This is a genomic window from Vagococcus changpingensis (assembly GCF_058211775.1).
The window spans coordinates 278,833-291,587 of sequence record NZ_JBYVZB010000001.1 but is presented as its reverse complement, the minus strand read 5'-3'; the positions used below and the strand labels follow the sequence as shown (position 1 = coordinate 291,587).

Below are 12,755 nucleotides of genomic sequence, written 5' to 3'. Positions count from 1 at the left end.
CAATTTAATTAAGCATTGTCTGCTTGTTTTTTACGTTTCGCTGCTTTTTCACGTTCAGCTTTGTTTAAGATTTGTTTTCTTAAACGAATGCTTTCTGGTGTTACTTCACAGTATTCATCGTCATTTAAGAATTGTAATGATTCTTCTAAAGTTAAGATTTTTGGTTTTTTAATCACTGATGTTTGGTCTTTTGTTGCAGAACGCACGTTAGTCATTTGTTTTGCTTTTGTGATGTTAACACCTAAGTCATTTTCACGAGAGTTTTGACCTACGATCATTCCTTCGTATACTTCTGTACCTGGCTCAACAAAGACAGTCCCACGTTCTTCAATACTCATGATAGAGTAAGTTGTAGCTTTACCTTGGTCGATAGAGACTAAGGCACCGTTACGACGACCACTGACTAAACCAGAGATTACTGGTAAGTATGAGTCAAACGTGTGGTTCATGATACCATATCCACGAGTTAATGACATAAATTCAGTTGAGTAACCAATTAATCCACGGGCTGGAGCTAAGAAGATTAAGCGGACTTGACCGTTACCTGAATTGATCATGTCTTGCATTTCTGCTTTACGTTGACCTAATGACTCGATAACCCCACCCATGTATTCTTCAGGTGTGTCAATTTGCACACGTTCAAATGGCTCACATAATACGCCATCAACGTCACGATAAATAACACTTGGACGAGATACTTGTAACTCGTATCCTTCACGACGCATGTTTTCTATTAAGATAGATAAATGCAATTCTCCACGTCCAGAAACGATCCATTTATCTGGCGATTCAGTTTCTTCAACTTTTAGAGACACATCTGTTTGTAATTGGTTTTGTAGACGTTCTTCGATTTTACGAGCCGTCACGTATTTACCTTCGCGACCTGCAAATGGAGAGTTGTTTACTAAGAAAGTCATTTGTAATGTTGGCTCATCAATGTGTAGGATTGGTAGAGCATCTTGGTGGTCAACAGGTGTAACAGTTTCTCCAACGAAGATATCTTCCATACCTGAAACCGCAATTAAATCTCCCGCTTTAGCTTCATTGATTTCCACACGAGTTAGGCCTAAGAAACCTAATAATTTAGTGACACGGAACTTTTTAACAGAACCATCTAATTTCATTAAAGCAACTTGGTCCCCAACTTTGATTGTTCCACGGAATACACGACCAATCCCAATACGCCCAACGTAATCATTGTAATCAAGTAATGATACTTGGAATTGTAATGGCTCATCACTATTATCAACTGGGGCTGGAATATGCTCAATAATAGAGTCAAGTACGTGATTCATTGTGTGTTCTTGATCAGCTGGATCATCAGATAAACTTGATGTTCCGTTTACAGCTGCAGCATAAACAACTGGGAATTCTAATTGGTCATCATCGGCTCCAAGCTCGATGAATAACTCTAACACTTCATCCACTACTTCAGCTGGACGAGCAGTTGGTTTGTCAATTTTATTTACAACCACAATTGGTGTTAATTTTTGCTCTAAGGCTTTTTTCAACACAAAACGTGTTTGAGGCATTGTTCCTTCATACGCATCGACAACAAGCACCACACCGTCTACCATTTTCATGATACGTTCAACTTCTCCACCAAAGTCCGCATGTCCTGGCGTGTCCAAGATGTTGATGCGTTTTCCAGCATAGTTGATGGCTGTATTTTTAGCTAAAATCGTAATACCACGTTCTTTTTCAATATCACCAGAGTCCATTGCACGTTCTTGTAACTGTGTATGGCCTTCCAATGTATCAGATTGTTTTAACAATTCGTCTACCAACGTTGTTTTACCGTGGTCAACGTGGGCAATAATTGCCACATTACGAATATCTTCTCTTAATTTCACTATTATATACTCTCCTTACTGTTTAAAAAACATAAGCGATTAATCCTCGCTTAAATTAACCGACTATTCAGTATAACAAAAAAATTACATGAAAAAAAGTGAAAGTTTTTCATTTTTCACTTATTTTTAAAAAAATTTTTGAATATCACCAAAAGTCTGTGGTGTTGCGACAATAAAATACTGGCGTTTTCCTAATATATTATAATCTAAATCAGGAAATTGACGACAAACTAACCCTAATGCCTCAGCTAAAACTGTACCAGCTGCAAAATCCCAAGGAGCTAGATTGGAAATATAAGCATTTTGCGTCCCTCGAAGGACATTTAAAAAATCTAATCCAGCACATCCTAACATTCTAACACCAATAGCTGCTGAGGCAATCTCACGACTGTGCTCATAATTCTCTGAATACATTCCCACGTTACAGCCTAGCAGTCCATCTGCTAGAGAACTATCTTCTGGAGCATGTAATGGGGTGCCATTTAAATAAACACCCGTAGAAGGACCACCATAAACAAATTCATTTTTCATCACGTCATAGATAAACCCTAATAATGGGTTTCCGTCTTCAAAAATGCCAATCATCACACAAAAATTTTCTTGTTGTTTGACAAAATTCAATGTGCCATCAATTGGATCAATAATCCAAATACGCCCTTTGGTTGAAGAAACCTCTCTTCCTGTTCCTTCTTCACCAATAATTAAATCATTGGGATACGCCTCGTTTATTTTTTTTACTAAAAAGGCTTCTGTTCCTTTATCAACATTTGTTACCAAATCACTGCGATTCGTTTTTTCTTCTACTGTCACCACTTGTTTTAACTCATCTTTAATGTATTGACCTGCTTCTTCCATCCACTGTTTGACTTGTAACATTAATTGTTTGTTATCCATTCACTAAATCCTTTCTCTTAATCAAACCTGATTGTTTTTTTCTTGCTAGTTGCACTACACGGTACAGGGAATAACCACTAACTTCTTCAAACTCACGACCTAATTGGCGTTCTTCACCAATACTTTTTACCACGGATTTAAATTCTTTATAAGTATCAAAAAATTCATCCACGTCTATTTTCGATTCATACGCTTGTTCGACTGCTTGCCAAACTCCCATCACTTTTATCAACTCATCTGTTGTCCAATCGGGATTCATTGGATACGTAAAATTTTCTTTCACACGCTCACCTGTTCTCTTTATCGTAATATTATCTAGTTAAAAGTGTATCAAAAAAATCACCAAAGAGATAGTAAAAACAAATAAAAGCCAAAAAAGACGAAGAAAACTGTCTTTTTTGGCCAATAGTTATTTTTTAATCTCATGATCTGGAAACGTCACTTTAAAGGTGGTTCCAACACCCAACTCACTAATGACCTGGATAGAGCCTTTATGAAGTTTCACTAACTGATCAACAATCGATAGACCTAATCCTGATTCACCATATTTTGTGTTTTTCCTTGATGGATCAGCTTTATAATATCTATCCCACATATTTTTTTGTTGCTCTTTATCCATTCCAATCCCATTATCAGAAATAGAGACAACTGTCGCATTTTCTAAACGTGATAGAGACAATCTAATCTCTCCGTCTTGTGTAAATTGGATGGCATTGGTTGTAATATTTACCACGACTTGAACAAATCGATCATAATCAGCACATACCTTAATTGGCTCAGTTGTATCTAGAATAAGTTGATCGTTTTTATCCCCAGCCTTACCCTTTAATTGTTCAATGATTAGTTCCAACACTTCAGTTGCATTAAATTGTTGCATAACCATTTTAATTTGATTGGTTCGAATTTTCTCATAATCAAGGTTTTCATTCACTAAACGAATCAATCGTCTGGTTTCATTTTGCATAAGTGTAATGCATTTTTCTTCTTGATCTTTTGGTATGGCGCCATAAGAAATGCCTTCCAAGAGACCATTAATCGTCGTTAAAGGGGTTCGCATTTCATGAGCCACATCTGCCATAAAATTACGGCGTCGCTCTTCTTGGCGCTCAATTTCTTCTTGCGATTCTTTTAACGCAATAGCGAGTAAATTAAAGTCAGAAGCAAGCTCATCGAGTTCATCACCTTTATCTTTCACTTTAATTTGCACATCATAATTTCCATTAGCTAATTGGTTCGTCGCTTGTTTCATGCGATCAATTCGTTTGACTTGAAATTTCGCTAAAAAGTAACTCAACCAAATAGCAATAATGGTTGAAATTAAAAAACCTTTCAATAAGTCATTGGTCAGTGATTTCAAACTAGCGTCGATACTACTATCTGGCCTAGAAACCAATAAAAGCCCCATAAATTTTAAATCTGGTGAAGAAAAAAGTGGTTGAATAAACAAGGATGTTGGTTGACTATTAGTTGATAAGTGCGTATCTTTTACCGTCTTTTTTATCGTGTTTCCATTTTTTAACGAATCTAACTCCGTCTCAGTCACATAACTCGAACCACTTTGTCCTTCAAATTCTACTGGATAACTCACCGTTAAATCTGGGTTAAGCATCGTAAAGGCTACTTTTTGTTTTTTCAACACAGACTGAGAAGTATCAAGGGATTGTTGAAGTGTCCAATTTTGTTGTTTAATATTATCAATGATGGTATCAGAGTACCCTTTCAATTGAGCATAAGAGGTTTCTGTTACCGTTCGCCTAGTGTACGAACGAAACGAGACACCAAAAATAATTAATACCGTCAAGATAATCACAACAAACGCAATCATCTGTTGTAGTAGGTATTTCATAGCGCACTACTCTTTAATGTTTGAATCGTCAAATTTGTAGCCAACTCCCCAAACAGTTTGAATCACTTGCGGACCAACTTTTTCAATTTTTTGTCTTAATTTTTTGATATGTGCATCAACTGTTCGTTCATCACCAAAATATTGGTAATCCCAAACTAATTCCAATAATTTTTCACGAGAGAATACTTGTCTTGGTTTTCTCGCTAATGTTAATAATAAATCAAATTCTTTTGGCGTTAAACCACTCACCAATTCCTCATCAAAATACGCTTCACGTGTTTTAATGTTAATTTTAAAATGTTCAGTTTTCACATCAAAGTCATCATTTTTACTATGATCTGTATTTCCATCACCGTCTTCTTTGATTTGAGCTCTTCTATGTAACGCTTTAATTCTAGCGATTAATGTGATAGGACTAAATGGTTTTGTGACATAGTCGTCTGCTCCCATCTCTAGTCCAATGACTTGATCACTTTCAGAATCTCTTGCGGTTAACATCACGATTGGAACGGATGACGAATGTTTTCTCATTTCACGACAGACACTCACTCCATCCATTGTTGGTAAATTTAAATCTAGCGTAATCATATCCCAAGATGTTGGATCTTCTAAAAAGGCATCTAATCCTTCTTTTCCATCATCTTTAAACGTAACGTCCCATTCCTCATTCAAAAAAAACATTCTCATCATTTCTGAGACAGACTCGTTGTCTTCAATCATTAATAATTTCATGTGTATCCTCCTCTTTAGTTTTACTCATTTCTCGGTCAAGCTCATCGTTGAACAACTCAAGGCGTCGTTCAATCTGATAGAACACACTAATAATAGGTATTGCTATCAAAAATATTTCTAAAAGAAAGAATTGTGTTATACCACTACTCTTTATTAAAAACCCAATTAACCATGTTGCCACTCCAATCAACAGCAAGATTTTAGCAGCCACTTTTTGAGCATACTTAAATGTGGCATCTGTATATCTTGCTCGCTGCGTACGATATCCGTATTTATTTTCTCGTCTTCTAGAAGGAAAAATCAGATAAATGACACCCACTACTGTCATTAACATTCCCACAAAATTAAATATCAAACTAACACCTACCTCACATTTCTTCTAATAGTATACTCTTTTTAGAACGTACATGGAACTAAAATGAACAGAATCGTTATAAAAGCACCTAAATAACTTTACAAAATAATGTCAAACATTTCAATGATTGCGTTATTTTTTTAAATAAATATTTAATCTTTGAATCATGTTTCACTAATTATGTTATTTTTTTCAAATTTAAAGACTATTTTAATAAAAACAAGAAGATAAACGTTTTTTTTCTTCACGTTATCTTCTTGTTTTTTTGACCTCCGAAATTAATGAGTTTCTCCACCAATCACTCGAATATCCTTCTTATTGTCAAACAATACAATGGCTTCTAATGCTTTTTCTAAAGATTGTACAATATCATCCAAACTCATACTTGGTTGATTTGGCTTATCAACCACTTGTGATGGGATAAAAGGAACATGGATAAACCCACCTTTTACATTTGGAAATTCTTTATCAATCATATATTGAACTTGATACATGATATGATTGCATACAAATGTTCCTGCCGTATTTGATACGGCTCCAGGTAAGCCAGCTTCTTTCATGGACGCTACCATCGCTTTGACGGGTAATTGAGTGAAATAAGCTGCTTGACCGTCTTTTTGGATTACTTCATCAATTGGTTGATTGCCTTCATTATCTGGAATCCGTGCATCATCTATATTGATTGCCACTCGTTCTGGCGTCACAGAAAATCGTCCACCAGCTTGACCAATATTTACGACAACATCTGGTTGATGTTTTATCATTGCTTCTTTCACTACTTCTGCTGATTTGTTAAAAACAGTGGGTATTTCAAGTTTTATAATAACTGCATCTAAAATAGTTTCTGGTAATTTTTTAACAGCTTCTAAAGCTGGGTTAGTTGATTCTCCACCAAATGGATCAAAACCTGTTACTAATATTTTCATCTAATATCTTCCTCTCTTTATTAAAAAGCTAACACATACATCAAAATGATATGAATGATCATCATCATAATAGCCATTGGGGCTTGAGCTTTTATGACACCATTTGTATCATCCATCTCAAGCAACGCCACCGGTAACGCATTGAAATTAGCGGCCATTGGTGTTAAGAGTGTCCCACAAAATCCTGCCGTCATCGCAAGTGTCCCAGCAACAACAGGGTCCCCCCCTTGCATCATCACAAATGGAACACCAATTCCTGCTGTAATAACAGTAAAAGCGGCAAACGCATTACCCATTACCATGGTAAATATCATCATACCTAAACAATAAGCAATGACGCCAGCTAAACGATTGCCTTCTGGAACAATACCCGAAATAGCATGGGAGATTACATCACCTACACCTGCTGCATTAAATACCACACCAAGCGCTGCTAGTAACTGTGGCAAAATACCTGTCGTCCCCACCGATTGTAACATGCGGTCAGTATCTTCTAATGCCGTTTTTGGTGGAGCTTTCGTAATCACCATCGCCACAAGTAATGCGACAATCGAAGCCACACCAATCCCCACTTGCCCTCCAAGTGGTGTGTACGAAATCACCACAGCGACAATTGCTAATAAAACAGATGGGAAAAAGATCCAACTTCCGATTCTTTCGGCTGATTTTTGTCCTTCTTCTTCACTAATCTCGGCTAATTTCCCAACGTTAACTTGTTTAAACAACGTTAATAAACCAATAACAGCTAATAATATGCCTGAAACAACATAAGGCATTAGCTTTCCAGCTGCAAAAATCACCCCAAGGATTAACCAAAAAAGCCCAGTACCAATACGGGCACTATTGGTCTTGTCTTTAAAACAACGAACAGCTGTCATCATAGAAAGTAGACCAATCAAAATATAAAAAAATTCTAAAATCGCTGGAATATAGTGTGCCATTACTTGTCTACTCCTTTTATTTTATTGTATTTTTTAGCTAATTTTTTATCAAATAACCAGTTTGACACAGCAGAAAGAATTAAAGCGATCACTGCCACAAGTAACGCCATACGCGCAATACTTGCATCACTTACTTTATAACCTAAATCTTTTAGTGTTCCGTAAATCAATAGCACACCTGCTGAGGCAATAAACGTATTTTGAGCAAAAAAGTTAGCAAAATTTTCGTTTGCTGCAGCTCTTGCTTTAATGTTATCTTCGTCTTCTTTTGAAATATCCCCATAAGTATGTTTGGCTGCTGCTTGAGCCATTGGGTTAACAATTGGACGCACAAACTGAGGATGCCCAGATAAACGAATCCCAAATAAACCGGCTAATTCACGTAGTGCAGTATATAGTGTAATAAATTTTCCGGGCGTGAGTCCTTTTATTTTCTTTATTAAAATAACTGCCTGTTGTCTTAATCCAAATCGTTCAGATAAACCAATCATTGGTAAGGTTAATAAAAATATTGTCACCAAACGATTATTAACAAACGCTTCACCTAACATGGTAAAAAATTCATATAATGACATACCTGATACAAGAGCTGTTGATAATGCCGCAACAATGACAACAGCAATCGTATCAAACTTAAAAATAAACCCGACTAAAATAATCAGAATACCAATTAATTTAATCCATTCCATAAAAATCCCTCCTAAAAATAACAATAAATAGAAGTATAAATAACGTTTTCTGCAAAGTAAATAGTTTTTTATCCAACAAATTATCCACATATTATTCAATAATTTATTTTTTATATAAAAATAAATTTAATCTGTTTAGTTATTCCTTTTATTTTATATAATTTTTACTTTTGATAATTATATTTTTTTACATAATGTTTACACTCTATTCATAAACTTCATGGTAAATTAGTTGATTAAATAATTGGTATATGTTAAATTAAGAGTGTGGTTGACGTGAGTCTTCCATGAATGTTTTTTAAAGGAGGAATGTATGATGGTATTTACACAACAAGCCATTCAATACCGTGTGACATTAAATACTGATGAAAATATCTTTATTGTATTTGATGCAACAAACGATGAAATCTTTGCAACAGGCGCAACAATTGAAGAAGCTAAAGATAACTTAAATCAACTTGTTAAGGAGTAATTACATTGGAAGAACCCAGTAATTAAAGCAAGTATTCACCCCTAAACCCATGGATGAATACTTGCTTATTTTATTTGTTAAAATAAAGACCTATTGCTTCATGCATCATTCTAAACGACATCTATTTAAAAGTGGTATAGTTAATAAAATATAACATAACAAAAAAAGACAATGTTTTTTTAAATATAAAACACTGTCCAAATTATTATTATTTGTCTTTAATTGGTTCATCATCGAACACTGCCACTATCTTTCCATTGGCTTGTTTCGTTGCAGAGATTAGATACAATGACTTATCAGGGTATTGATCTAACACATAAATACCATCTTTAGCTTTATCATCTAGTGCATCCCAGGACTCAAATTCTTCTGTGTATTTTCCTTCGTCTGTTGTTTTTGAATCAGTTTTCGAATCATCCGTTTGCTCTATTTTGGATAAATCAATGCTTCCTGTATCTTTTGCCACAATATCAGGTGCGCCACCTTTTATTTGTTCAGTGTAAAAGTAATAACCTACCCCACCAATAATAATGACTAAAATTAAAATAGAAAAAATTCGTTTAAATACTTTCATGTCTTATCTCCTCTAAAGGCTAGCTCATGCTATTGACACCATCGACGATTTTTTTTATATCTTTATATAATTCCTCAATGGGAACAAACCTTGCTTTTCTTAAATATTCTCTGCCATCTAAAAACAATAATATGACAGGTACTGTCATTACTTGATATTTTCCAGATACTTCTGGTATATCAAACGTATTCACTTCTAAAAATGTTACATCTTCACTAAATTCAGCTAATTTTTTCTCTACTTGTGGTTTCAATCCGTGACAAACACTACAATTTGGTTGGCCAAAATAAACCATCGTCAATCCTTCTTGAGACACTTGTTCATTTAATTGATTGATGTCATAAACTTTTTCAAACATAACGTTTCCCCTCATTTCTCTCTTTATTATATAAAGAGAGAAAGGTTAATCCAACTTTTATGCCTAAAGCGGTTTAAGCCCAAATAGAGTAGGATAATGTTCCAACGTATCTACTAAATCCATCGCATCTAAGAGAGTATAAATTACCACTATCTCCCAGGGTCTATTAAAGGTTTCATCAAATAACTCAATGACTGGATCCAGCTCTTGATGAATCTCTTCTATCACATGTTCCTCAACACTTAGTACATTTAACTTGTAATGACGTGCCTCTATGGTCAAATAACCCAACGTGACAAGTGCGTCTAAAAAAATATCAGGTGTATCGGATGACATGATTCGTCCCTTTTCAATACGACGTAACTTTCGTTCAGCATATGTTAAAAAATAAGACTCATTTACATCGCCCAATCGTTTGTCTAACAATAAAAACTGAGGCGCTCGTGTGTTTTCTCGGTAAGTTTCTTCATAAAAAAAACTTGGCAAACTGACACATTCAGCTAAATTGGTTAAATTTTCAAACGATAGCCATTCTGTTTTTTTACCAGTTAATTGTTGAAAATAGAAAGGCAACTGCTTTATCTTAGCTAATGCTGGAGTATCTTCTGCATACTGACCCAAAGCTATATTGCCTTGTATTTTTTGATGCAAGGCATATAGTAAATAAAAAGCAACGTCTTTTGTCGATAAATCCAATTGTCTACATTTAGCGTTTAATTTTTCCACACAAGATAAAAAAAATGACTGATAGGTCTGTTTTAATTCCTCTTGTTTTTCTTCGGACATCACATATCCAACTAACTCATATCGTCCATGATAACGTGTGATAAGTCCAGCTGATATCCATGTTTCGATTACCACTTCGATCTCTTCCACATCAGGCAAGGCACGTTTTATATCGCGTAAGGTCACACTTTCTCCTTGTTCAATCATAAAATTAACGACTTGTTGAAATGCTTTATCTTGCATTAATGACCGATAAGTCTGTTCTGTTTGTAATGTTATAAATTGATACATTAAATTAACGCCTCATTTGAAAAAAATCTCCAAGTTTCCTCAGAGATTTTTAGGTTTTTATGCATTAAATGCGTTTGTTAGTGGTGGAACCACTTGTTTTTTACGTGACACGACGCCAGCTAATTCAGCTGTATGATTTTCCAATGTCACACCAAAAGCTGCTTCCACTTTTTCTTTTGGTTCTCCAACAACAAGAGCCACTGAATTACTATCTAAAATGTTTGTAATTACTAAGATAAATAAATCAAACCCGTTATCAGTGTTTTCTTTTGCCATTACTTCTTCTAATTCTGCTTGACGAGCTAATACGTCAGTCACGTCTACTGTATTAACTTGACCAATACGAACTGATTTATCACCCATTGGGAAAGTTTTAGCATCCGCATTGATTAATTCTAATGCTGTTTTAGTTGAAAGATTGGTTCCTGCTTTAAGCATCTCTAAACCATAACTTTCTAAATCAACACCAGCAATTTCAGCTAATTCTTTCGCTGCTTTAATGTCTTCATCCGTACAGGTTGGTGATTTGAATAGTAATGAATCAGACACAATAGCTGAAAGCATCATTCCTGCTATGTCTTTTGGAATGTCAATGCCATGTTCTTTATAGATTTTTAAGATAATGGTATTCGTACAACCAACCGGCTCAGCACGATAATACAATGGATTAGCTGTTTCAAAGTTTGCAATACGGTGATGATCCACTACGGCTAATACGTCTAATTCTTTAATGTCACTCACACTTTGTTGTGCTTCATTGTGATCGACTAACATCACTTGTGTTGTTTCATTTGCACAGCTTTCAATCACTCTTGGTGCATCCACGTTAAAATAGTTTAATGCATACGTTGTTTCTTCATTAGGTGTTCCTAAAGCAACAGCTTCAGCTTCGACACCTAGTTTATTTTGTAGATAAGCAAATGAGATTGCTGAAGCAATTGCATCTGTATCCGGATTTTGATGACCAAAAATTAATACCTTTGTCATAGTTATATATCCCTCCAATTAATGTCATACAACTTGTATTATATCACAATTTTTATCATCAATAAGCAGAAATTTTTAATCATATTTAGCAACCTATAAATGGAAAGGACGCTTTACACAAGGAGGAGCGATGGCAAACTGACTGAAATACAAAAAATTTGTTACCAACCCCCAATATGCCAAACAATATCAAATAGAAGAAAATGACCCTCGTAACATTGAAATACGCACGATGGCACCAGCAAAATCTAGCTCTATTTTATCCATCTTAGTAGTTATTTTATCTCTGATCACATCCGCCACACAACAAGCTCTTTGGATTACAGCAACACTCATTGGTTTATTTATGATCCACACAGCTTTAACATTTTATTTTATCACCAAACTAAATAAAACTATGTAAAAAACAGATAGGTTAGTCGTTATAACTAACCTATCTGTTTTTTATTTAATCTATATCTGTTTCAATAATTTCTCCAGTTTGGGCATTAATCTTGTACTCAATTTCTTTTGTCATACCATCTTTAATTGACACTTCCCAATAAGTAACGCCCATGTCTTCTTTGATTTCCCAATCATCTATTTTGCCAGAACCAGCTTCTTTCAAGGCAATATCAAATATTTCTTTCATATCTTTTAAATTAGTTAAATCAAGTTTGTTCTCTCTACGTTTTACGCCATCTTTCTCATCACGATCTAAATTTTCTTCGCGTTCTTTTTTTATTTCTTTTGTATCAGTGTTGATTTTTAATGAATATTCTTTATTATCATCTATCCCTTCAATATCATAAACTGTTTGCCCAAAACTAGTATCTAAACTAATTGATATGATATCAGTATTTGGATACGTTTCTTTATATGTTTCTATCGCGTCTGATAAACTCACCTTATAAACTGGTTCACTTGTACTTGATTCACTCGTTGATGAACTAACTGCGTTACTTGAAGCTGAAACTTGTGAGCTTGATGACTTAGTCGTCTTACCCGAATCTATGTTTTGCGATGAACACCCTGCAAACACTCCTAATGATAAAACCACACTACTTAATAAGATTATTTTTTTCATTGCTCATTCTCTCCTTTTGTTTTTCTTAATACAATTTTATCATAA

At 34.8% G+C, this 12,755-nt stretch carries 15 protein-coding genes; 1 reads left to right on the top strand and 14 read right to left on the bottom strand.

Going from position 1 to position 12,755, the window contains the following annotated elements; translation table 11 throughout:
* Positions 1-8: 8 nt before the first annotated feature.
* The 9 genes from typA to AC37UB_RS01455 form a co-directional block, all read right to left on the bottom strand.
* A complete protein-coding gene (gene typA / locus AC37UB_RS01495; protein WP_117972284.1) occupies positions 9-1,853 on the bottom strand; it encodes a translational GTPase TypA in 1,845 nt (614 codons plus the stop codon).
* Between the two features lie 126 nt (positions 1,854-1,979).
* Positions 1,980-2,747, bottom strand: a complete 768-nt coding sequence (locus AC37UB_RS01490; RefSeq protein WP_490685216.1) for an inositol monophosphatase family protein — start codon at positions 2,745-2,747, stop codon at positions 1,980-1,982.
* Entirely contained in the window at positions 2,740-3,030 is a 291-nt protein-coding gene (locus AC37UB_RS01485) for a UPF0223 family protein (protein ID WP_117972282.1), read from the bottom strand. The genes AC37UB_RS01490 and AC37UB_RS01485 overlap by 8 nt, the downstream gene beginning before the upstream one ends.
* A gap of 126 nt (positions 3,031-3,156) precedes the next feature.
* The gene (locus AC37UB_RS01480; RefSeq protein ID WP_490685215.1) at positions 3,157-4,593 is read right to left on the bottom strand and encodes an ATP-binding protein; all 1,437 of its coding nucleotides are present in this window, start codon (positions 4,591-4,593) and stop codon (positions 3,157-3,159) included.
* A 6-nt stretch (positions 4,594-4,599) separates the two neighbouring features.
* The gene (locus AC37UB_RS01475) at positions 4,600-5,325 is read right to left on the bottom strand and encodes a winged helix-turn-helix domain-containing protein (RefSeq protein ID WP_117972280.1); all 726 of its coding nucleotides are present in this window, start codon (positions 5,323-5,325) and stop codon (positions 4,600-4,602) included.
* Positions 5,306-5,680, bottom strand: coding sequence for an SdpI family protein (locus AC37UB_RS01470; RefSeq protein ID WP_117972279.1), 375 nt, complete (start codon positions 5,678-5,680; stop codon positions 5,306-5,308). The genes AC37UB_RS01475 and AC37UB_RS01470 overlap by 20 nt, the downstream gene beginning before the upstream one ends.
* 278 nt (positions 5,681-5,958) lie before the next feature.
* Complete coding sequence (gene pcp / locus AC37UB_RS01465; RefSeq protein WP_117972278.1) at positions 5,959-6,606, bottom strand: pyroglutamyl-peptidase I; 648 nt, start codon at positions 6,604-6,606, stop codon at positions 5,959-5,961.
* A 20-nt stretch (positions 6,607-6,626) separates the two neighbouring features.
* Positions 6,627-7,547: a DUF979 domain-containing protein gene (locus tag AC37UB_RS01460; RefSeq protein WP_117972277.1), complete on the bottom strand. Its 921-nt coding sequence runs from the start codon at positions 7,545-7,547 to the stop codon at positions 6,627-6,629.
* Positions 7,547-8,236 carry a DUF969 domain-containing protein gene (locus AC37UB_RS01455; protein WP_117972276.1) on the bottom strand — a complete coding sequence of 230 codons (690 nt, stop codon included), beginning with the start codon at positions 8,234-8,236 and terminating at the stop codon, positions 7,547-7,549. The genes AC37UB_RS01460 and AC37UB_RS01455 overlap by 1 nt, the downstream gene beginning before the upstream one ends.
* A 316-nt stretch (positions 8,237-8,552) precedes the next feature.
* Between AC37UB_RS01455 and AC37UB_RS01450 the strand changes: the two genes are divergently transcribed.
* Positions 8,553-8,708, top strand: coding sequence for a hypothetical protein (locus tag AC37UB_RS01450; protein ID WP_242094518.1), 156 nt, complete (start codon positions 8,553-8,555; stop codon positions 8,706-8,708).
* 208 nt (positions 8,709-8,916) lie between these two features.
* On the opposite strand, the gene AC37UB_RS01445 is transcribed toward AC37UB_RS01450, so the two are convergent.
* The 5 genes from AC37UB_RS01445 to AC37UB_RS01425 all read right to left on the bottom strand — a co-directional run bounded on the left by AC37UB_RS01445 (position 8,917) and on the right by AC37UB_RS01425 (position 12,710).
* The gene (locus AC37UB_RS01445; RefSeq protein ID WP_242094516.1) at positions 8,917-9,282 is read right to left on the bottom strand and encodes a hypothetical protein; all 366 of its coding nucleotides are present in this window, start codon (positions 9,280-9,282) and stop codon (positions 8,917-8,919) included.
* A gap of 19 nt (positions 9,283-9,301) precedes the next feature.
* Positions 9,302-9,640 (bottom strand): thioredoxin family protein, encoded by a 339-nt coding sequence (locus AC37UB_RS01440; RefSeq protein WP_241698979.1) that lies wholly within the window; start codon positions 9,638-9,640, stop codon positions 9,302-9,304.
* 63 nt (positions 9,641-9,703) lie between these two features.
* A complete protein-coding gene (locus AC37UB_RS01435) occupies positions 9,704-10,657 on the bottom strand; it encodes a DUF1803 domain-containing protein (protein WP_241698978.1) in 954 nt (317 codons plus the stop codon).
* A 57-nt stretch (positions 10,658-10,714) separates the two neighbouring features.
* Positions 10,715-11,644, bottom strand: a complete 930-nt coding sequence (locus AC37UB_RS01430) for a manganese-dependent inorganic pyrophosphatase (protein WP_117972272.1) — start codon at positions 11,642-11,644, stop codon at positions 10,715-10,717.
* A gap of 448 nt (positions 11,645-12,092) precedes the next feature.
* Positions 12,093-12,710, bottom strand: a complete 618-nt coding sequence (locus AC37UB_RS01425) for a PepSY domain-containing protein (protein WP_117972271.1) — start codon at positions 12,708-12,710, stop codon at positions 12,093-12,095.
* Positions 12,711-12,755 lie beyond the last annotated feature (45 nt).

Bases quoted from the DNA above. Each gene is read 5' to 3' on its own strand.
- AC37UB_RS01490 (WP_490685216.1), bottom strand. From the start codon at position 2,747: ATGGATAACAAACAATTAATGTTACAAGTCAAACAGTGGATGGAAGAA.
- AC37UB_RS01480 (WP_490685215.1), bottom strand. From the start codon at position 4,593: ATGAAATACCTACTACAACAGATGATTGCGTTTGTTGTGATTATCTTG.
- AC37UB_RS01475 (WP_117972280.1), bottom strand. From the start codon at position 5,325: ATGAAATTATTAATGATTGAAGACAACGAGTCTGTCTCAGAAATGATG.
- pcp (WP_117972278.1), bottom strand. From the start codon at position 6,606: ATGAAAATATTAGTAACAGGTTTTGATCCATTTGGTGGAGAATCAACT.
- AC37UB_RS01460 (WP_117972277.1), bottom strand. From the start codon at position 7,547: ATGGCACACTATATTCCAGCGATTTTAGAATTTTTTTATATTTTGATT.
- AC37UB_RS01455 (WP_117972276.1), bottom strand. From the start codon at position 8,236: ATGGAATGGATTAAATTAATTGGTATTCTGATTATTTTAGTCGGGTTT.
- AC37UB_RS01450 (WP_242094518.1), top strand. From the start codon at position 8,553: ATGGTATTTACACAACAAGCCATTCAATACCGTGTGACATTAAATACT.
- AC37UB_RS01445 (WP_242094516.1), bottom strand. From the start codon at position 9,282: ATGAAAGTATTTAAACGAATTTTTTCTATTTTAATTTTAGTCATTATT.
- AC37UB_RS01440 (WP_241698979.1), bottom strand. From the start codon at position 9,640: ATGTTTGAAAAAGTTTATGACATCAATCAATTAAATGAACAAGTGTCT.
- AC37UB_RS01435 (WP_241698978.1), bottom strand. From the start codon at position 10,657: ATGTATCAATTTATAACATTACAAACAGAACAGACTTATCGGTCATTA.
- AC37UB_RS01430 (WP_117972272.1), bottom strand. From the start codon at position 11,644: ATGACAAAGGTATTAATTTTTGGTCATCAAAATCCGGATACAGATGCA.
- AC37UB_RS01425 (WP_117972271.1), bottom strand. From the start codon at position 12,710: ATGAAAAAAATAATCTTATTAAGTAGTGTGGTTTTATCATTAGGAGTG.